The organism is Acrocarpospora sp. B8E8 (genome assembly GCF_039871605.1).
In the GTDB taxonomy this organism is placed as follows: Bacteria; Actinomycetota; Actinomycetes; order Streptosporangiales; family Streptosporangiaceae; genus Acrocarpospora; species Acrocarpospora macrocephala.
Genome location: NZ_JBDPLV010000055.1, coordinates 48,040 through 67,490 on the forward strand (window position 1 = coordinate 48,040; position 19,451 = coordinate 67,490).

At 70.0% G+C, this 19,451-nt stretch carries 19 protein-coding genes; 2 read left to right on the plus strand and 17 right to left on the minus strand.

Features of this window, described 5'->3' with window-relative positions; translation table 11 throughout:
- Window positions 1–103: 103 nt before the first annotated feature.
- Entirely contained in the window at window positions 104–931 is an 828-nt protein-coding gene (locus ABGB08_RS38605; RefSeq protein ID WP_347601106.1) for a peptidylprolyl isomerase, read from the plus strand.
- A 59-nt stretch (window positions 932–990) separates the two neighbouring features.
- Window positions 991–2,214 (plus strand): DUF349 domain-containing protein, encoded by a 1,224-nt coding sequence (locus ABGB08_RS38610; RefSeq protein ID WP_347601108.1) that lies wholly within the window; start codon window positions 991–993, stop codon window positions 2,212–2,214.
- Window positions 2,215–2,428: 214 nt separating this feature from the next.
- Here ABGB08_RS38610 and ABGB08_RS38615 read toward each other — a convergent pair whose 3' ends face one another.
- The 17 genes from ABGB08_RS38615 to pgsA form a co-directional block, all read right to left on the minus strand.
- Complete coding sequence (locus tag ABGB08_RS38615) at window positions 2,429–4,615, minus strand: bifunctional (p)ppGpp synthetase/guanosine-3',5'-bis(diphosphate) 3'-pyrophosphohydrolase (protein WP_347601162.1); 2,187 nt, start codon at window positions 4,613–4,615, stop codon at window positions 2,429–2,431.
- Window positions 4,616–4,962: 347 nt separating this feature from the next.
- Window positions 4,963–5,469: an adenine phosphoribosyltransferase gene (locus ABGB08_RS38620; protein ID WP_347601110.1), complete on the minus strand. Its 507-nt coding sequence runs from the start codon at window positions 5,467–5,469 to the stop codon at window positions 4,963–4,965.
- Window positions 5,470–5,552: 83 nt separating this feature from the next.
- Window positions 5,553–6,611: a protein translocase subunit SecF gene (gene secF, locus ABGB08_RS38625; RefSeq protein WP_347601111.1), complete on the minus strand. Its 1,059-nt coding sequence runs from the start codon at window positions 6,609–6,611 to the stop codon at window positions 5,553–5,555.
- Window positions 6,608–8,290: a protein translocase subunit SecD gene (gene secD / locus ABGB08_RS38630; protein WP_347601113.1), complete on the minus strand. Its 1,683-nt coding sequence runs from the start codon at window positions 8,288–8,290 to the stop codon at window positions 6,608–6,610. Before secD ends, secF begins: the two co-directional genes overlap by 4 nt.
- 90 nt (window positions 8,291–8,380) lie before the next feature.
- A complete protein-coding gene (gene yajC, locus ABGB08_RS38635; RefSeq protein WP_155359774.1) occupies window positions 8,381–8,758 on the minus strand; it encodes a preprotein translocase subunit YajC in 378 nt (125 codons plus the stop codon).
- A 305-nt stretch (window positions 8,759–9,063) separates the two neighbouring features.
- Window positions 9,064–10,128, minus strand: a complete 1,065-nt coding sequence (gene ruvB, locus ABGB08_RS38640; RefSeq protein ID WP_347601116.1) for a Holliday junction branch migration DNA helicase RuvB — start codon at window positions 10,126–10,128, stop codon at window positions 9,064–9,066.
- Window positions 10,125–10,742, minus strand: coding sequence for a Holliday junction branch migration protein RuvA (ruvA, locus tag ABGB08_RS38645; RefSeq protein WP_155359772.1), 618 nt, complete (start codon window positions 10,740–10,742; stop codon window positions 10,125–10,127). The genes ruvB and ruvA overlap by 4 nt, the downstream gene beginning before the upstream one ends.
- The gene (ruvC, locus tag ABGB08_RS38650) at window positions 10,739–11,263 is read right to left on the minus strand and encodes a crossover junction endodeoxyribonuclease RuvC (protein WP_347601118.1); all 525 of its coding nucleotides are present in this window, start codon (window positions 11,261–11,263) and stop codon (window positions 10,739–10,741) included. The genes ruvA and ruvC overlap by 4 nt, the downstream gene beginning before the upstream one ends.
- Before the next feature lie 79 nt (window positions 11,264–11,342).
- Window positions 11,343–12,494, minus strand: coding sequence for a GNAT family N-acetyltransferase (locus tag ABGB08_RS38655; protein WP_347601120.1), 1,152 nt, complete (start codon window positions 12,492–12,494; stop codon window positions 11,343–11,345).
- Between the two features lie 45 nt (window positions 12,495–12,539).
- A complete protein-coding gene (locus ABGB08_RS38660; protein ID WP_347601122.1) occupies window positions 12,540–13,319 on the minus strand; it encodes a YebC/PmpR family DNA-binding transcriptional regulator in 780 nt (259 codons plus the stop codon).
- 84 nt (window positions 13,320–13,403) lie between these two features.
- Window positions 13,404–13,985: a pyridoxal 5'-phosphate synthase glutaminase subunit PdxT gene (gene pdxT, locus ABGB08_RS38665; protein ID WP_347601124.1), complete on the minus strand. Its 582-nt coding sequence runs from the start codon at window positions 13,983–13,985 to the stop codon at window positions 13,404–13,406.
- A 5-nt stretch (window positions 13,986–13,990) separates the two neighbouring features.
- Window positions 13,991–14,899 (minus strand): pyridoxal 5'-phosphate synthase lyase subunit PdxS, encoded by a 909-nt coding sequence (pdxS, locus tag ABGB08_RS38670; protein ID WP_218038478.1) that lies wholly within the window; start codon window positions 14,897–14,899, stop codon window positions 13,991–13,993.
- A gap of 196 nt (window positions 14,900–15,095) precedes the next feature.
- Window positions 15,096–16,100: a DUF3048 domain-containing protein gene (locus ABGB08_RS38675; protein ID WP_347601126.1), complete on the minus strand. Its 1,005-nt coding sequence runs from the start codon at window positions 16,098–16,100 to the stop codon at window positions 15,096–15,098.
- 77 nt (window positions 16,101–16,177) lie between these two features.
- Window positions 16,178–16,705: a hypothetical protein gene (locus ABGB08_RS38680; protein ID WP_347601128.1), complete on the minus strand. Its 528-nt coding sequence runs from the start codon at window positions 16,703–16,705 to the stop codon at window positions 16,178–16,180.
- Window positions 16,705–17,832: a glycosyltransferase family 4 protein gene (locus tag ABGB08_RS38685; protein ID WP_347601130.1), complete on the minus strand. Its 1,128-nt coding sequence runs from the start codon at window positions 17,830–17,832 to the stop codon at window positions 16,705–16,707. Before ABGB08_RS38685 ends, ABGB08_RS38680 begins: the two co-directional genes overlap by 1 nt.
- Window positions 17,829–18,737 (minus strand): phosphatidylinositol mannoside acyltransferase, encoded by a 909-nt coding sequence (locus ABGB08_RS38690; protein WP_347601132.1) that lies wholly within the window; start codon window positions 18,735–18,737, stop codon window positions 17,829–17,831. The genes ABGB08_RS38685 and ABGB08_RS38690 overlap by 4 nt, the downstream gene beginning before the upstream one ends.
- Window positions 18,724–19,353, minus strand: a complete 630-nt coding sequence (gene pgsA / locus ABGB08_RS38695) for a phosphatidylinositol phosphate synthase (RefSeq protein WP_246269031.1) — start codon at window positions 19,351–19,353, stop codon at window positions 18,724–18,726. Before pgsA ends, ABGB08_RS38690 begins: the two co-directional genes overlap by 14 nt.
- Between the last annotated feature and the right edge of the window lie 98 nt (window positions 19,354–19,451).

Here is a 19,451-nt window from a genome sequence, read left to right on the forward strand (position 1 = left end):
ACCGAAGGGTACCGGTGCGGGTCGGCGGGCTGCGAACTAATACCTGTGTGCCGATACGATTCGCCCACCTCAATAGTCATTCTTGGACAGTCGGGAGGACGAAGTGGTCAGCGGTAAGGACCGCCAGAAGCAACTCGCGCGCGAGCATTACGAGCGCCAGCAGGCCGCGCGCACCCAGCGGGAGCGCGCCGCGAAGCGGACCGCTGCCATCGGCACCACCGTCGGCGTGCTCGTGGTGATCGGCGGCATCGTGGCCGCCGCGACCTTGCTGACCGGCGGGGACGACGACGCGACGACGGCGAGCCCCACGGACACGGCGGTGCCCTCGGCGAGCGCGCCCGCCGGGCCGAAGGCGTACGACCCGGCCACCGGCAGCTGCGAGTACCTGGCGGACGGTCAGGCGGCCAAGGACGTCGGCCAGCCGCCCGCGAAGGTGGCCGCGCAGCCCGCGACGATGACCATCAAGACCAACCTGGGCGTCATCGAGGCCACCCTGGACGGGGCGAAGGCGCCCTGCACGGTCGGGTCGTTCCAGTTCCTGGCGGAGAAGAAGTATTTCAACGACACCAAGTGTCACCGCCTGACCACCGAGGGCATCAAGGTGCTCCAGTGCGGCGACCCGACGGCGTCCGGCAGCGGCGGCCCCGGCTATCGCTTCACCGACGAGAACCTGGACGGCGCGAGCTACAAGCGCGGCGTGCTGGCCATGGCCAACAGCGGCGCGGGCACCAACGGCAGCCAGTTCTTCATCGTGTACGGCGACGAGACCGACACCGCCCTGCAGGACGCCTACACCCCCTTCGGCACCATCACCAAGGGCCTGGACCTGGTGGACAAGGTGGCCAAGGACGGGGTCGAGGGCGGCGGCGGCGACGGCCCGCCGAAGACGGCCGTCGAAATCAAAGACGTGACAATTACCGGCAAGAGCTGACGTAATACAACCAAGGGCCGTTTGCGCCCTGGAGGCTGATTCGAGTGCGGGAGGACACGGTGACCACCGACCCGTGGGGCCGGGTAGACGACGACGGCACCGTCTACGTGCGTACGGCTGAGGGAGAACGGGCCGTCGGGTCCTGGCAGGCCGGTGAACCGGAAGAGGCCCTGGCCTACTTCCACCGCAAGTTCGAGGAGCTGGCCGGGCAGGTCCAGCTCCTGGAACAGCGGGTCAGGGGCACCGATCTGCCGCCCGCACAGGCCGAGGCGAGCATCCTCAAGCTGCGCGAGGCGGTCGCGGAGGCGCACGCGGTCGGCGATCTCGGCTCGCTCAACGATCGCCTCGGGGCGCTGTCGGAACTGGTCGGCAAGCGCCGCGAGGAGGTCCGGGCGGCCCGGGACCAGGCCAGGTCGCAGGCCAAGGAGATAAAAGAGCGGATCGTCGCCGAAGCGGAACGCATCGCCGAGGACGCCACCCACTGGAAGTCCGGCGGCGAGCGGCTGCGGCAGCTGGTGGAGGAGTGGAAGGCGGCCGAGCGGATCGACCGCGCCACCGAGGCCGGGCTGTGGAAGCGGCTGTCGGCGGCCAGGACGGCGTTCGCGAAGCGCCGCAAGGCATACTTCTCCTCGCTGGACGAGCAGCGCGATCAGGTGCGCGGGCAGAAGGAGCGGATCGTCGCCGAGGCCGAGGCGCTGGCCACCTCGACCGACTGGAACGCCACCGCGGCCGCCTACCGCGAGCTGATGCGGCAGTGGAAGTCGGCCGGGCGGGCCTCCCGGGAGGCCGAGGACGACCTGTGGAACAGGTTCAAGGGCGCCCAGGATCTGTTCTTCCAGGCCAGGTCGGCGGTGTTCGCCGAGCGGGACGCCTCGTTCGCGGCCAACGCCGAGGCCAAGGAGGCGCTGCTGGTGGACGCGGAGAGGATCCTCCCCATCACCGACGTGCGGGCGGCGCGGAACGCGCTGCGGGCCCTGGTGGAGCGCTGGGAGGCCGTCGGACCGGTGCCGCGCGAGCAGCGGGACCGGCTTGAGGGCGGCCTGCGCAAGGTGGACGACGCGGTCCGCAAGGCCGAGGAGGAGCAGTGGCGCCGCTCCAACCCCGAGGCCAGGGCGCGCGCCCAGGACACGGTGAACCAGCTCAGGAAGTCGATCGAGCAGCTGGAGAACCGCCTGGCGAAGGCGCAGCCGGGCAGCAAGGCCGCCAAGGAGGCCGAGGAGTCGATCGCGGCCCGCCGGTCCTGGCTGCAGGAAGCCGAGCGCACGCTGGCCGAATTCTCGTGACAGTGCTTATGGCCGCGCCTCCGGCACGGCGGGCTTGGCCGCGCCTGTGTCTTCCCTCGTCTCTCCGGCCGCTCCGCGACCTGCGTTCCTCAGTCCAGACACAGGCGCGGCCAAGCCGGGACATACGACCTACGGCGCGGCGATTGACCACAGGGCGGCCAAGCCATTAGCACGGCCCTCGCATATCGTGCGAGGGCTTCGCTATGAGGTGACGTTAGGAGGTGACGCGGTAGACGTCGTAGACGCCCTGGATGGTCCTGACGGCCTTCAGGACGTGGCCCAGGTGTTTGGGGTCGCCCATCTCGAAGGTGAACTTGCTGACCGCGACGCGGTCCCTGGACGTGGTCACCGACGCGGACAGGATGTTCACGTGCTGGTCCGACAGCGTCCGCGTGACGTCGGAGAGCAGCCTGGGCCGGTCGAGGGCCTCCACCTGGATGGCCACCAGGAACACCGAGTCGTCGCCCGGGGACCAGGCGACCTCGACCAGGCGGTCGGGCTGCTCGCGGAGCTGGCCGATGTTGGCGCAGTCCACCCGGTGCACGGAGACGCCGTGACCGCGGGTCACGAAGCCGACGATCTCATCGCCGGGGACGGGGGTGCAGCAGCGCGAGAGCCGCACCCAGACGTCCGGGTCGCCGGCCACGATGACGCCCGCGTTGGAATTGGCCCTGGGACGCCCCTTGAGCCGCGTGACGACCGAGGCCTCTGCGATGTCCTCTTCCGCTCCCTCGACGCCTCCTAGCGCCTGTACGAGCTTCTGGACGACGCTCTGGGCCGCGATGTGGCCCTCGCCGACGGCCGCGTACAGCGCGGAGACGTCCGGGTAGCGCAGCTCGCGGGCCAGCGCCAGCAGCGCCTCCCCGGACATCAGCCGCTGCAGCGGCAGGCCCTGCTTGCGCATGGCCCGGCCGATGGCCTCCTTGCCCGCCTCGATCGCGGTCTCCCTGCGCTCCTTGGAGAACCACTGGCGGATCTTGTTGCGGGCCCGGCCGCTCTTGACGAACTTCAGCCAGTCCCGGGACGGGCCCGCGCCACCGTCCGGAGACTTGGAGGTGAAGATCTCCACGGTGTCGCCGTTGCCGAGCCGAGACTCCAGCGGCACCAGCCGCCCGTTCACCCGGGCCCCGATGCATCGATGCCCGACCTCGGTGTGCACCGCGTAGGCGAAGTCGACCGGGGTGGCGCCGTCAGGCAGGGCCACCACCTGGCCGCGCGGGGTGAAGACGAACACCTCCGAGACCGACAGGTCGAAGCGGAGCGACTCCAGGAACTCGCCCGGGTCGGAGGTCTCCTTCTGCCAGTCGAGCAGCTGCCGCAGCCAGGCCATGTCGTTGACCTCCTTGACCTTGGCCGGGCCTGAGGTGACCATCTCCTCCTTGTACTTCCAGTGGGCCGCCACGCCGTACTCCGCGCGGTTGTGCATGGCGCGGGTGCGGATCTGGAGCTCGACCGGCTTGCCCTCCGGGCCGATCACCGTGGTGTGCAGCGACTGGTACATGTTGAACTTGGGCATCGCGATGTAGTCCTTGAACCGGCCGGGCACCGGGTTCCACCGCGCGTGGATCGTTCCGAGCGCGGCGTAGCAGTCGCGGACCGTGTCCACCAGGACGCGGATGCCCACCAGGTCGTAGATGTCGTCGAAGGCCACGCCCCGGGCGATCATCTTCTGGTAGATCGAGTAGTAGTGCTTGGGGCGGCCCTTCACGGCCGCCTTGATCTTGGACTCGCGCAGGTCGCCGGAGACGTTCTCGATCACTTCCTGCAGGAACAGGTCGCGGCGCGGGGCCCGCTCGGACACCATCCTGGCGATCTCGTCGTAGCGCTTGGGGTAGAGCATGGCGAACGCGAGGTCCTCCAGCTCCCACTTGATGGTGTTCATGCCCAGCCGGTGCGCCAGCGGCGCGAAGATCTCCAGGGTCTCCCGGGACTTCTGCTGCCGCTTGTGCTCGGGCATGTACCGCATGGTGCGCATGTTGTGCAGCCGGTCGGCGAGCTTGATCACCAGGACCCGGATGTCGCGGGACATCGCCACGACCATCTTGCGCACGGTCTCGGCCTGCGCCGCGTCGCCGAACTTGACCTTGTCCAGCTTGGTCACGCCGTCGACCAGCAGCCCGATGTTCTCGCCGAAGTCGCCGCGCAGCTCGTCCAGGCTGTAGGCGGTGTCCTCCACCGTGTCGTGCAGCAGGGCGGCGCACAGCGTCTCGTCGTCGGTGCCCAGCTCGGCCAGGATGGTCGCCACGGCCAGCGGATGGGTGATGTACGGGTCGCCGCTCTTGCGCTTCTGGTCGCGGTGGTGGAAGGCGGCCACGTCGTAGGCGCGCTCGATCAGGCGCAGGTCGGCCTTGGGGTGGCTGGCCCGCACCGTCTTGAACAAAGGCTCTAGAACCGGATTCATCGCCCCCCATTGCCCCCCGAACCGCGCGAGCCTGCGTCGCACGGCCGGCGCGGGCTTGTCGCCGGTCTTCTCCCCGGTCCTTTCCCCGTCGTCTACTCCAACGTCACGCGGGCGGGATTCACTTCCAAGAGCACGTTCCTGCGCACGTTCCGGCACTCGGTCCGCCGCGCGTTCCGGCGCACGTTCAGCCGCTCGGTCCGGCACGGCCGCGCGCGGCTCCACCGGCGCGGGCTCCGCGGGCGCGGCGGAGGACACGCTGCCGGGGGCGACCACATCACGGGGCACTCAGACTCCTTACACGTCGAGTCCAGGCCCCAAGTCTATCGGTGGTGGCTCTGAGCTCGGGATCAGACGGTCACCAGGGACCGGACGTCCAGGTCGGGCAGCCTCTCCCGGCCGGAGAGAAAGGACAGCTCCATCAGGAACGAGACCGCGACCACCTGCGCTCCCGTCCGCCGGACCAGGTCCACGGTGGCGGCCGCCGTGCCGCCGGTGGCGAGCACGTCGTCCACGATCAGCACCCGCTCGCCGGGGACGAGCGCGTCGGTGTGGATCTCGACGGTGGCGGAGCCGTACTCCAGATCGTAGGACGCCGCCAGCGTCTCGGCAGGCAATTTGCCCTTCTTGCGCACCGGGACGAAACCCGCGGCACAGCGGATCGCGACCGGGGCGGCCAGGATGAAGCCGCGCGCCTCGATGCCGACCACCTTGTCGAACGCGTATCCGGCGGCCAGGCCGTCGACGACCTTGGTGAAGGCGGCCGGGTCAGCCAGCAGCGGGGTGATGTCCTTGAACAGGATGCCCGGCTTGGGATAGTCGGGAATGTCCCTGATCAGTGAGATCCAATCGGTCACGCGCCTACCTTAAGGCACGCTTTAAACGCCCGACACCCCGCGTTCCCTTTGCGGGATCGCGGGGTGTCCGAGTGAGCGGAACGTTACTTCTTGGGCTTGGCCTTGGCGGCGCCGACCGGCTCCGTCTTGGCCTTCGCGGTGGTCTTCGTGGTGGTCTTGGAGGTGGCCTGCTTGGCCTCCGAGGCCTCGCGCTGGGCGACCCGGCGGGCCAGGGCCTGCCACTGCGGCTCCCGCTCCTTGAGCGACACCAGGATCGGGGTCGCCACGCAGATCGAGGAGTAGGTGCCGACCAGCATGCCCACGAACAGCGCCAGCGACAGGTCCTTCAGCGTGCCCGCGCCGAGCAGCGTGGTGCCGATGAACAGGATCGCCGCCACCGGCAGGATCGCGACCAGCGAGGTGTTCAGCGACCGGATCAGGGTGTGACTGAGGGCGTTGTTGGCCGCCTGCGTGTAAGTCATCTTCGCCGACGTGCCCAGCTTCCCGGTCACCTCCTTGATCATGTCGAACACCACGACCGCGTCGTACAGCGAGTAGCCGAGGATCGTGAGGAAGCCCAGCATGGTCGCCGGGGTCACCTCGAAGCCCGACCAGGCGTACACGCCCGCGGTGATCACCAGGTCGTGCACGAGGGCCACGATGGCCGCCAGGGCCATCTGCCACTCGAACGCGATGGTCAGGTACAGCATGATCGCGACCATGAACACGATCAGGCCGATGACGGCCTTCTCGGAGACCTCACCGCCCCAGGTCGCGCCGATCACCTGCGAGCTGACCTGGTTCTTCGCGATCCCGTACTCGGTGGCGACGGCCTGCTGGACCTCGCTCACCTGGGTCGTGGTCAGGCTCTCGGTGGTGACCCGCCAGTTGGCGGTGCCCGCCTCCTGGACGATGATCTGGTGCACGCCCGCGTCGCTCATGGTGGCGCGGACCGACTCCACCGACGAGGTCGGCGTCCTGGCGAAGTCGAAGACCGAGCCGCCCCGGAACTCCACGCCCAGGTTGAGGCCGTTGTTGACGATCAACCCGACGATCGAGAAGACGAGCAGGAAGGCCGAAAGCCCGTACCAGATCTTGCGCTTGCCGACGAAGTCGATGTTGATGTCGCCGCGGTAGAGGCGGCTGATGACGCCCGGCATCATGCCTCCTGCATGGTCTGAGATTCGGAGCGGGCCATGCGTTCGGCGTCGAGACCGGACAGCTTGTGCCCCTTGGAGAAGAACGTGGTGCGCGCCACCAGGGACATCAGCGGCTTGGTGAACAGGAACACCACCACGACGTCGATGACCGTGGTGAGGCCCATCGCGAACGCGAAGCCCGCCACGTCGCCGACGGCCAGGAAGTAGAGCACCACGGCGGCGATGAACATGACCGCGTCGGCCACCAGGATGGTCCGGCGGGCCCGCCGCCAGGCCACCTCGACCGCGGCCCGCATCGAGCGGCGGCCCTCCTTCATCTCGTCTCGCATCCGTTCGAAGAAGACGATGAAGGAGTCGGCGGTGATGCCGATCGAGACCACCAGGCCGATGATGTGCGGGAGCGACAGGCGGAAGCCCGCGTTCTCGCTCAGCACGGCGACCGACAGGTAGGTCACGATCGTGGCGACGCCGAGGCTGGCGATGCCGACGAGGCCGAGGCCCCGGTAGTACAGCAGCAGGTACAGCATGACGATCACGAGGCCGATGGCGCCCGAGATCAGGCCGCCGCGCAGCTGGTCGGCGCCGAGCGTCGAGGAGACCGACACGACCGAGCTGGTGTTGAACTTCAGCGGCAGCGCGCCGTACTTGAGCTGGTCGGCCAGGTCGCTGGCGGTCACCTGGGTGAAGCCGCCGGAGATGCGGGCCCGGCCGCCGGGGATCGCCTCGTTGATGGTCGGCGCGACGATGACCGCGCCGTCCAGCACCGTGGCCAGCTGGTTGCGCGGCTGCGGCAGCGTGGTGATCCGGCGGGTGATGTCGGCGAACTGGGTGGCGCCCGCGCTCTTGAAGTCGACCTGGACGATCCATTCGCCGGTGGTCGGGTCGGTGCCCGCGGAGGCGTCCGCGAGTTCGGTGCCCCGGACCGCGGCCTTGTCCAGGATGTACTTGATCTGGCCGCTGGTGTCACACGCCGCGTACTGCTTGTCCGGGTCGTCCTGGTTGCCCTGGCCGAAGTTGGTGGCCGAGCACTTCAGGTCCCTGAACTGCTGGAGCACGGCCGGGTCGATGCCGCTCAGGTCCTGCCCGGCCAGCGGGTCGTCCGCGGGCGGGGTGGTGGCCCGGCTCGTCGCCAGCGGCGACGGCTCCGTGCTCGCGCCGGGGCTGGCCGACGCGCTGGGCTCCGGCTGAGCGGTCCCACTCGGCGACGGCGCGGTGAGCGCCTTGGAGAGGGCACGGCCCGCGGGGCTGGCGCTCGCGGACGGCTCGGACGAAGCGGCGGGCGGCGAACCGGCGGGAGAAGCCGCCGGGGATCCGCTGGGAGCGGCGCTGGGCAGCGGCGCCGGCGTGTCCTGGGCGGGACCGATGGCCAGCACCTGGCGGAACCGGAGTTCGGCGGTGGTCACCAGCTTCTCCGCCTGTTCCTGACCGGCCCCAGGGATCTGGATCAGAATGTTGCTGCCGGATTTGGCGACCTGGGCGTCGGAGATGCCGGTGCCGTTGACGCGGTCGCGGATGATGTTGACGGCCCGGTTGAGGCTCTCCTCCGGCGGCGCCTTCTTGTCCAGCGTCTCCGGTGACAGGGTCACCGTCGTGCCGCCGGCCAGGTCCAGGCCGAACTTCGGAATGAACGCCTTCTGCAGGATCGTCGCCGCGCCCATGGCGAGGATGATCGCCAGCAGCACCAGGAGCGTACGTCCGGGCTTGATCTGGCTACTTGTCGGTGGGGCCACTGGTGGTCAGTCTTTCGGTCAAGGGGTCTTCAATGAGGTGAGTCAGGACTTCTTGGTACTCTGATCCCCCTTCTCAGGGGCGTCTACCACCGTTTCCTCATCCACTGCGTCCTCAGCGTCAGAGTCGGCGTCCACCTCATCGGGATCCTCCGGCTCCTCGCCCGAGGTGATCACGCGGCCGATGGCGGCCTTGATCCAGCGCGTCTCCACGCCGGGCGCGATCTCCAGCAGCACGTCGTCGTCCAGGAAACCGACCACGGTGGCGAACAGACCGGTCGTCGTCATGACGCGAGAGCCCACCGTGAGGGAGTTCTGCATCGCGACCTGCTCCTGCTGCCGCTTACGCTGCGGACGGATGAGCAGAAAGTAGAACACCACGATCAACAGGATGATCGGGAGGAACTGCGCAAGCCCTTCCACGGGGCTCTCCTTCGGTACGAGATGACCGGCCTAACGCGCCGGAGGTCACACAGGTGTACGCCTGCCCGGGCCAGGCCGCTGAGTGCCGCCAATGTGCCGCTCAGCACGTCAGCCTACACAGCCAGCCAAGCCACGCAGTGTAGGCGAGCGGTGAGAAGCCCGGCAACGAACCCACGTTTAGGCGCGCGGGAAAGTTCCGGGTTTCACGCCCTTGCAACCGATCTGTGATCCGTAGCACACCCTATGGCATCCGTGTACGCCTTTCGCCCACAGCAAGCCCCCGTGCCCGGTCACGAACCCGGTAACTACTCCTCATCGGCGGCCCCGAACGCGTCGAGGGCGCCGAACGCGCCCGGCGGCGGCACGAGGCCGAAATGCGTCCACGCGGCGGCGGTCGCCACCCGGCCCCGCGGCGTGCGGGCCAGCAGACCCTGCCGGACCAGGAAGGGTTCGGCCACGACCTCGACGGTCTCCGGCTCCTCCCCCACCGCGACCGCCAGGGTGGACAGGCCGACCGGGCCGCCGCCGAAGCGGCGCAGCAGCGCGGTGAGGACGGCGCGGTCGAGCCGGTCCAGGCCTTCGGCGTCGACTTCGTAAAGATTGAGCGCGGCGGAGGCGATCTCCCGGGTGATCAGGCCCTCGGCGCGGACGTCGGAGAAGTCGCGGACCCGGCGGAGCAGCCGGTTGGCGATGCGCGGGGTGCCCCGGGAGCGGCCGGCGATCTCCTCGGCGGCCTCGCCGGGCAGCTCCACCGAGAGCAGCCGGGCCGAGCGCCACAGCACCCGCTCCAGCTCCTCCCGCTCGTAGAAGTCCATGTGGGCGGTGAAGCCGAAGCGGTCGCGCAGCGGCGCGGGCAGCAGCCCGGCCCTGGTGGTGGCGCCGACCAGGGTGAACGGCGCGATGTCGAGCGGGATGGCGGTGGCGCCGGGGCCCTTGCCGACGACGATGTCGACGCGGAAGTCCTCCATCGCGAGGTACAGCATCTCCTCGGCGGGGCGGGCCATCCGGTGGATCTCGTCGATGAAGAGCACTTCGCCGTCGCTGAGGGTGGAGAGGATGGCGGCCAGGTCGCCCGCGCGTTCCAGCGCGGGGCCCGAGGTGACCCGGAGCGGGGCGCCCAGCTCGGCCGCGATGATCATCGCCAGGGTGGTCTTGCCCAGGCCGGGCGGGCCGCTCATCAGCACGTGGTCCGGCGGCCTGGCCCGCAGCAGCGCGCTCTGCAGCACCAGCGACAGCTGTTCCCGCACCCGCGCCTGGCCGATGAACTCGCTCAGCCGCTTGGGGCGCAGGGCGGCCTCGATGACCCGCTCGTCGCCTTCGGCGTCGGGCGAGACGAGCTCCCGATCGAAACCCCCGCCTGAAAGATTCATCGCACGCTCAGCGATCTGAGCGCGGCCTTGAGCAGCACGGCGACCTGCGGGGCGCGCCCGGCCGCGGTCTCCAGGTCGGCTTCGGGGGCGACGGCGGCCACCGCCTCGTCCGCGTCCCTGGTGGAGTAGCCAAGACCGATCAAGCCCGAGTGCACCTGCTCCCGCCAGGGCGCGCGCCGCCCCCCGTTGATGGCGGCGTTGACCGCCTCCTCGGGCGTGCCGAGCTTGTCCTTGAGTTCCAGGACGATGCGCTGGGCGCCCTTCTGGCCGATGCCGGGGACCATGGTGAGCGCTTTGAGGTCGGCCGCGGCCACCGCCACGCGGAGCGCGTTCGGCGTGTGCACGGCCAGCATGGCCAGCGCGATCCGGGGGCCGACGCCGCTGGCGGTCTGCAGCATCTCGAAGACCACGCGCTCGTCGTCGGAGGCGAAGCCGTACAAGGTCAGGGATTCCTCGCGGACCACCAGCGAGGTGAACAGGCGGGCGGCCTCGCCCGTGCGGAGGGTGCCCAGGGTGCCGGGCGTGCAGTGCACGAGGATGCCGACGCCGCCGACCTCGAGGACGGCGGAGTCCGGGGCGAGGGCGGTGACCCGGCCGGAGACGGATGCGATCACGGCTTCCCCTTCGCTCGGGCGAGGGCGTCGGCGAGGCGGTTCTGGGCCGCGCCGCGCCAGAGGTGGCAGATGGCCAGGGCGAGGGCGTCGGCGGCGTCGGCCGGTCTGGGCATCGCGTCGAGCCGGAGCAGCCGGGTCACCATCAGGCCGACCTGCTTCTTGTCGGCGGTGCCGCTGCCGGTGATGGCGGCCTTGACCTCGGACGGGGTGTGCAGCGCGACCGGCAGCCCGCGCCTGGCCGCGCAGAGGATGGCCACGGCGGCGGCCTGCGCGGTGCCCATCACGGTGCGCACGTTGTGCTGGGCGAAGACCCGCTCGACCGCGACCGCGTCCGGCCGCAGGTCGTCCAGCCACCGTTCGATCCCGGTCTCGACGGCGACCAGCCGGGCGCCGATGTCGTCGTCCGCGGGGGTGCGCACCACGCCGACGGCCACCAGGCTGAGCGGCGTGCCCGGCCGTCCTTCGACGGCGCCGAGCCCGCACCGGGTCAGCCCGGGATCGACCCCCAACACCCTGAGCACGCCCAGACCCCCACTCCACCGAACACCTGTTCGGCGGAGACTTTACTCCACCGGGGCCGCGCAAGCACGCGGGACACGATCAGAAGTAGTCGATCATGTACGGTTTGGCCGCGAACGCGGCATCCAGCGCCTCATCTTCTTCCGCAGGCCCGGTCATCAGGCCGGCCCGGCGGAGGGTCGAGGTGGGAATCCCGGCGTACAGCGCGGAAAAGCCGCCGATGGCGAGGCCGGGTCCTTCGGCGGAATCGGAGCGGGTAGCCGTACCCGATCCTGAGGCGACCTCCAGCCGCCAGCCGCCCGAGTTGCCCGGCCGCCGCGAGTCCTGGACCTGGACGACGGCGTCCATGGTGACGGCGGCCGGGTAGCCGCGCGCGGCGACCGCCGAGGCCACGTCGATCAGGCGGAACATCCAGCGGTGCTGCTCGACCGTGTCCTGCTTGCGGTCGGTGAGCAGCCAGAAGACCGGGTCGTCGGGCGTGACCGCGGCCTTGACCCGATTGGCGACGGTGGCGTGCGAGCCGACCAGGGACCACAGCGCGCGGGCGGTGGCCTCGGACCCGGCCACCAGGTTGTCGACCTCGATGTCCTCGCCGGACCAGCGGTAGATCACGAACCCGTCGTCGGCGAGGTAGCAGAAGTCGTCATCGTCGTCGAGCCAGAGCCGCCAGGTGCCCTCGTCGGCGGAGATCGGCCCGCTGGCGCGGGTGCCCGCGTACACGCGGGAGAGCACCGACATCAGCTCGGGCGCGTCGTCGGGGCCCATCCGGCGGAGCTTGACCGGCTCGGTGGCGGCGATGGCGCGCAGCGCCTCGGCGGGGATGGCCGCGATCGGCTGAGCGCCCGCGTGCTCCCAGCCCAGCCGCCGGTACGGGTGCGTGGCGGCCGGGTAGAGCGCGGAGACCACGTGCCCGAGCTCGGCGCAGCGCTCCAGGGCGGCCAGCATGATCTGCCGCCCGGCGCCCCGGCCGCGGTCCTCGGGCGCCACGGTGACGCTGGCGACCCCGCCCATGGACACCGGCCGCCCGTGCCACCACTGCGTGTACGGATTGATCCGCGCGGTCCCCACCAGCCGCGTCCCGTCGAACGCCCCCAGGTAACGCCCCGCCGCCAGGAACGGCAGGACCAGCCTCCGCCACAGGACCGCCGAGCTGTCGGACAACGGCCCGAAGGCCCGCTTGCGGCCGTCCAGCACGGCGTCCAGGTCGGCCTCGGTCAGATCGCGAATCTCCACAACCGCCCACCGTATTCCGCCCGGCGACCCCGGAGCGAGCGAATTTCAGGCGTCCAGCTTCTCCAGGATCTCGTCGGAGACGTCCACGTTCGCCCACACGTTCTGCACGTCGTCGGAGTCCTCCAGCGCGTCGATCAGGCGGAACACCTTGCGCGCGCCCTCCTCGTCCACGGGCACGCTGATCGAGGGCATGAAGCTGCTCTCCGCGGAGTCGTAGTCGATGCCCGCGTCCTGCAGCGCCTTGCGCACCGGCACCAGATCGGCCGCCTCGGACACGATCTCGAAGGACTCGCCCAGGTCGTTGACCTCTTCCGCGCCCGCGTCCAGGACGGCGTCGAGCACCTGGTCCTCGGTCAGCTCGACCCGGCCCGCCTTGGTCTCGGAGACCAGCTTGGACACAATGACGACGCCCTTGCGATTGAACATGTACGACACCGAGTTGGGGTCGGCCAGCGAGCCGCCGTTGCGGGTGAGCGCGACCCGGACCTCGGAGGCGGCCCGGTTGCGGTTGTCGGTGAGGCACTCGATCAGGACGGCGACGCCGTTGGGGCCGTAGCCCTCGTACATGATGGTCTGCCAGTCGGCGCCACCGGCTTCCAGGCCCCCGCCGCGCTTGCGGGCGCGCTCGATGTTGTCGTTGGGGACCGAGCTCTTCTTGGCCTTGGTGATGGCGTCGTAGAGGGTCGGATTGCCCTCCGGGTCGGGACCGCCGGTCCTGGCCGCTACCTCGATGTTCTTGATGAGCTTGGCGAAGAGCTTGCCGCGCTTGGAGTCGAGCGCGGCCTTCTTGTGCTTCGTCGTCGCCCATTTGGAGTGGCCGGACATCGCCTAGAGCTCCCTTATTAATTAGAAAGTCGTGATCTGGACGGCCGCGGCGGTGAGTCGTCTGGTCGGCGGCTATGCGGCTGTCTATGGGACGGGTTTCTGGTTAATCATCTCAACGAAATACGAATGGACCCGCGCGTCACCCGTGAGCTCCGGGTGGAAGGACGTCGCGAGCAACGGCCCCTGACGGACCGCGACGATCCTATCGCCAGCGCGGGCCAGCACTTCGACATCGGCGCCCACGGACTCCACCCAGGGGGCGCGGATGAACACCGCGCGCAGCGGCCCGCGCCCGGCGAAGTCGAGGTCGGCCTCGAAGGAGTCGACCTGGCGGCCGAAGGCGTTGCGGCGGACCACCATGTCGATGCCGCCGAGGGTCTGCTGGCCGTCGATCCCGCCCTGGATCCGGTCGGCCAGCATGATCATCCCGGCGCAGGAGCCGAAGGCGGGCAGCCCTTCCTTGATCCGCGCCCGGAGCGGTTCGAGCAGGTCGAAGGCGACGGCGAGCTTCCAGATCGTGGTGGACTCGCCGCCCGGGATCACCAGGGCGTCCACCGCTTCGAGTTCCTCGGGACGCCGTACCGACATGCCGTGCGCGCCGACGGAGGCCAGGGCGCGCAGATGTTCGCGCACGTCCCCTTGCAGGGCGAGCACGCCGATCTTCACGTGAGTCACCAGCCGCGCTCGGCCAGCCGGTGCGGGGCCGGGATCTCCTCGACGTTGATGCCGACCATGGCCTCGCCGAGGCCGCGGGAGACCTTGGCGATGACGTCGGGGTCGTCGTGGAAGGTGGTGGCCTTGACGATGGCGGCGGCGCGCTCGGCCGGGTTGCCGGACTTGAAGATGCCGGAGCCGACGAAGACGCCCTCGGCCCCGAGCTGCATCATCATGGCCGCGTCGGCGGGGGTGGCGATGCCGCCCGCGGTGAACAGCACCACCGGCAGCTTGCCGGTCTTCGCGACCTCAGCGACCAGCTCGTACGGCGCCTGCAGCTCCTTGGCCGCCACGTACAGCTCGTCCTCGGGCAGCGAGGTGAGGCGCTTGATCTCGCCCCGGATGGTCCGCATGTGGGTGACCGCGTTGGAGACGTCGCCGGTGCCCGCCTCGCCCTTGGAGCGGATCATGGCCGCGCCCTCGGTGATCCGGCGCAGCGCCTCGCCCAGGTTGGTCGCGCCGCACACGAACGGCACGGTGAAGCGCCACTTGTCGATGTGGTTGGCGTAGTCGGCGGGGGTCAGCACCTCGGACTCGTCGATGTAGTCGACGCCCAGCGACATCAGCACCTGGGCTTCCACGAAGTGGCCGATCCTGGCCTTGGCCATGACCGGGATCGACACCGCGGCGATGATGCCGTCGATCATGTCGGGGTCGCTCATCCGGGACACGCCGCCCTGCGCGCGGATGTCGGCGGGCACGCGCTCCAACGCCATGACCGCGACCGCGCCCGCGTCCTCGGCGATCTTCGCCTGCTCCGGGGTGACGACGTCCATGATCACGCCCCCCTTGAGCATCTCGGCCATGCCGCGCTTGACGCGGGCGGTGCCGACGGACGGGGAGACTTCAGGGGTAGACACGGCGATACCTCACACTGCTGGTTAATTAGAAAGTCGTGATCTGGTCAGCCGCAGCGGTGAGTCGCCTGGTCGGCGGCCATGCGGCTGGCTATGGGACGGGTTTCTGATTAATAGCGGGACACTTTCATCCTAGGCGTCGGGCAGTGCCCTCCCGGACGCTCCACTTTGTCAGGGTTATCCGGAAACCTTGGACAGGGTGTCCTTACGGCTGGATCGGCTTCCTGGACGCCAGAACCACCCATACCGGACCGCGCGCGAAGGTCATGCGCTCGCCGTCGGGGGTGGTGAACGTGGTGCCCTCCTCCTCGCTCGGCCGCTCCCAGTTGACCTTGTACGCCTGGCCGTCCCGCAGCACGATCCCGGTGCCCTTGCCGGTGGAGTGCACCAGCGGCGTGTAGCTGCCGTTCACGTCGTGGAACTGGGACCGCTCGGTCTTGGTGTACTGCACGACCACGGTGGCCGCGCCGAGCTGGGCGCCGCTGGCCGCCATGTCCTTCGCGCCGTCCTGCCAGACCAGCCAGCGCTTCTTGGCCTCGCTCCAGCCGAAGGTGAACCTGGCCGCCGGGTAGCGCACGCTGTAGCTCTTCTTGGGGACTCCCCCGGCGGGCGGCTCGTCGGAGAAGGCGAAGCCGATGTCCTTGGCCTTCGTCGCCTTCCCGGCCTCGCGCAGCAGCTTGCTGGGAGTGCCGACCAGGTTGTACGGCGCGTACCTGCCCGGATAGCGGAAGTACGCGCCGGGCGCCGCGCTGTCGGAGACGTCGAACAGCGACGCCTCCTGCACGAACGGGATCATCTTGGTCTGCACGCCGGAGTAGGCCAGCGCGGGCTTGCCGAACATGGGCAGGATGTGCAGGTCGGAGATGCGGGCCGAGCGGACCGGGCCGACCTCCTTGGGCAGCCGCGAGGAGAAGATCGCCATCAACCGGGTCAGGCCGCCCTCGACCTGCTCCACGTAGACGATGTCGGCCTTGTCCACGCCGATCTGCGGCTTGCCCGACGAGGTGTTCTCGATCTTGACGGCGAGCACCGGGCGGCGGGCCGCGATCGGCATCCCGGTGAACGGATGCTCGGGCGGGGCGGTCGGGGATTCGGTGACGCTGGCCGCCTGCGGCTGGCTGCCGGGCGGGTCGTCCGAGGAGGAACACGCGGCGGCCAGAAGCGCCAAACCCGACGCCAGCGCGGCACCGATGACCCGTTTTGCCCGCACCGAACAGTCTCCTCCCGATATGAAACGGCAAGAGCTTACCCGGGCTGTCTGGGAAATCGGCCAGAGCGGGTAAATCGCTACTCGGTCGCGAGGGCCACCGGGGGCGCGTCGTCGATCTCGAAGAAGCGCGGGAAGTCGGTGTGCCCGGCCAGCCGGAGCGTGCGGGCCAGCCAGCGGCGCTGCGCGATCCGGGTGACCCCGACGGCGGTGTTGTAGAAGCGGCGGGAGTAGACCACCTTGGCGACGGCGCTGTCGAGCTCCTCCAGGAGTTCCGGCGCGTGCACCTTCTCCAGGAACCGTTCCTGGTCGACGACCGCCCGCAGGGTGCGCGAGAGGTCGCTCTCGGCGTGTTCGCGTTCGTCGGGGCCGGCCGTACGGGCCTCGTGGGCGGCGGCGGCCAGCACCAGCGAGGTGGCCGGGTCGAGCAGCCGGGACCCCGCCAGTTCCAGGCAGACCGCCGAGCGGCGCAGCAGGGCGGCGTCCAGGGCGGCTTGAGCGGTCTCCAGGCGGATGTGCAGCCTGTCCAGACGCCCGGCCCGCCAGGAGATGTAGACGGCCGTGAGCAGCACGATGGCGCCCACGACCAGGATCAGCGTGGTCGTCATCAGGCGTCGTCCTCCACGATGACGGGTGCCCCGACGACGGTCTCGTACACCCGCAGCACGTCGCGGGCGACCGTGGACCAGTCGTACTTACGGACCGCGAGGCGGGCTTCGGTCGAGAACTTGGCGCGCAGCGCCGCGTCGTCCAGCAGCCGCGCGGCCTCGCGGGCGAGGGCGGCGGCGTCGCCGGTGGCGAACAGCGCGCCCGCCTGGCCCTCGCCGAGCACCCGCCGGAACGCCGGGATGTCGCTCGCCAGGATGGGCGCGCCCGCCGACATGGCCTCGGTGAGCACGATGCCGAAGCTCTCGCCGCCCAGGTTGGGCGCGCAGAAGATGTCCACCGAGTGGTAGGCGCGGACCTTGTCGGCCTCGCTGACCAGCCCGAGCAGGCCGATCCTGGGGTGCAGCTCCTTGGGCACGCGGGCGTAGACGTCCTCGGCGTCGCCGGGCCCGGCCACCATCAGCCGCAGCCGGGGGCGTTCCTGGGCGAGTTTCGTGAACGCCTCGAGCAGCACGGGCAGGCCCTTGCGCGGCTCGTCCATGCGGCCCAGGAAGCCGATCACGTCGCCGTCCGGGCCCCAGCCGGGCAGCGGCTCGGCCTCCGCGTAGCGGCCGACCGTCACCCCGTTGGGGATCAGCACGGCGTCACCGCCCAGGTGCTCGACCAGCGTCTTGCGCGCCGCGTCGGAGACGGCGATCCGGCCGGTGATCTTCTCCAGCGCGCTCTGCAGCATCGGCGCGGCCACCGACATGGCCCGGGAGCGCTGGTAGGAGGCGTGGAAGGTGGCCACGATGGGGCCGCGGGCGACCCAGCAGGCCAGCACCCCGATGGACGGCACGGCCGGCTCGTGCACGTGCAGCACGTCGAACCGGCCCTCCCTGATCCACTTGCGCACCCGGTTGGCCGACAGGAACCCGAACGTCAGCCGCGCCACCGACCCGTTGTACGGCACCGGCACCGCCCGCCCCGCCGACACCACGTAGGCGGGCAGCGGCGCGTCGTCACTCGCCGGGGCGATCACCGAGACCCGGTGCCCGTCCTCGATCAGCGCCTCGGCCAGATCCCGGACGTGGGCCTGCACTCCCCCGGGCACGTCCCACATGTAGGGACAGACGATGCCGACCCTCACCGTGGGTCCAGATCGTCCAGCCAGAGCCGCTGCAGCATGTGCCAGTCCTCGGGCCGCTCGGCGATGCCCTTCTCGAAGGCGTGCGCCAAACGCTGGGTCATCGCGGCGACCTTCTCCTGCCGGGTGCCCTCGGCGGGCACGGGAATCTCCTCGAAAACCTGGAGCCCCCATTCTTTGCCCTCAAACAGCGGGATCGCGGGCACCAATGCCGCGCCGGTCTGGATGGCCAGCAGGGCGGGCCCGGCCACCATCCGGGCGCGGGCCCCGAAGAAGTCCACCTCGACGCCGGTCGCGGTCAGGTCGCGCTCGGCGGGCAGCGCCACCGCCTTGCCCTCCCGCAGCCGTTTGGCCAGCGTGCCGAAGGCGTGCGCGGTGCCGCCGCCCTTGGCGGTGAGAGGCAGCACCTCCATGCCGAGACCCTCGCGGAAGGCCACGAACCGCTCGAACAGGGACTCCGGCTTGAGCCGCTCGGCGACGGTGGTGAACGAGTGCCCGCGGCCGATCAGCCAGGTTCCCGCGGCGTCCCAGTTGCCGGTGTGCGGGATCGCGATCACGATGCCGCGCCCGGCCGCCAGGACGTCGAAGATGTGGTGCTCATCGGTGACGTGGGTGCTTTCCACGATCCGCCGGTGATCCATGGCGGGGAGGCGGAAGACCTCCATCCAGTACCGGAAGTAGGAGCGCAGGCCCGCCCTGGCCAGCTCCCGCAGGTAGGGGTCGGTCTTGTCCCTGCCGGTCACCCGGGCCAGGTTGGACTCCAGCCGGAGCACGGATTTGCCGCGCCGCCGCCACATCACGTCGGCGATCGCCCGGAACAGCCGGGACGCGAGGGGTTCGGGGAGGAGTTTGACCAGGGACCAGCCGACGGAGTACGCCGCGGCCACGATCCGGTCAGTGAGCGTCATGGGCGACCGCCTGTCGGTAGACGTTGACCATCCGCTGGCCGACGGTGACCGCGCTGGCCGCCGCCAGCGCCCAGAGCGCCACCGCCAGCAGATACGGCACCCCGAGCCCGTCGCAGAACACCGCCACCAGCACGATCAGCAGCCGTTCCGGGCGCTCGGCGATGCCCACGTTGGCGGTCATCCCGAGCCCTTCGGCCCGCGCCTTCGCGTACGACACCAGCGCCCCCGAGACCAGGCAGAAGAGCCCCACCCCTGCGAGGATAAACTGGTCAAACAGGACAAAATAGATGATAAGCCCGGAGAAGATGCCGGCGTCGCCGAGCCTGTCCAGGGTCGAGTCGAGGAACGCGCCCCAGGTGGAGCCGCTGCCGGTCAGCCGGGCGAGCACGCCGTCCAGCATGTCGGCGAAGACGAAGAAGGTGATGACCAGCGTGCCCCAGACCAGCTGCCCGCGCGGGTAGAACCAGAGCGCGGCGGCGACGGTTCCCGCGGTCCCGATCGCGGTGATCACGTTCGGCGAGACGCCGTGCTTGGCGAGCACCCGGCCCAGCGGGGTCATGACTCGGGCGATCACAGGGCGTAGGACGTTCAGCATCGCGGTCCGATCGTAGGGCATCCGAGGGGACCCACAATCACAGCAAGGGTCTTGTGATCTGGGGCACATCGGTAAAGGGTGGGTTACACGCGCCTGAAGTACCGGGGGTGCGGAAGGGC

Bases quoted from the DNA above. Each gene is read 5' to 3' on its own strand.
- ABGB08_RS38615 (WP_347601162.1), bottom strand. From the start codon at position 4,615: ATGAATCCGGTTCTAGAGCCTTTGTTCAAGACGGTGCGGGCCAGCCAC.
- secF (WP_347601111.1), bottom strand. From the start codon at position 6,611: ATGATGCCGGGCGTCATCAGCCGCCTCTACCGCGGCGACATCAACATC.
- ruvB (WP_347601116.1), bottom strand. From the start codon at position 10,128: ATGAATCTTTCAGGCGGGGGTTTCGATCGGGAGCTCGTCTCGCCCGAC.
- ABGB08_RS38660 (WP_347601122.1), bottom strand. From the start codon at position 13,319: ATGTCCGGCCACTCCAAATGGGCGACGACGAAGCACAAGAAGGCCGCG.
- ABGB08_RS38680 (WP_347601128.1), bottom strand. From the start codon at position 16,705: ATGACGACCACGCTGATCCTGGTCGTGGGCGCCATCGTGCTGCTCACG.
- ABGB08_RS38690 (WP_347601132.1), bottom strand. From the start codon at position 18,737: ATGACGCTCACTGACCGGATCGTGGCCGCGGCGTACTCCGTCGGCTGG.
- pgsA (WP_246269031.1), bottom strand. From the start codon at position 19,353: ATGCCCTACGATCGGACCGCGATGCTGAACGTCCTACGCCCTGTGATC.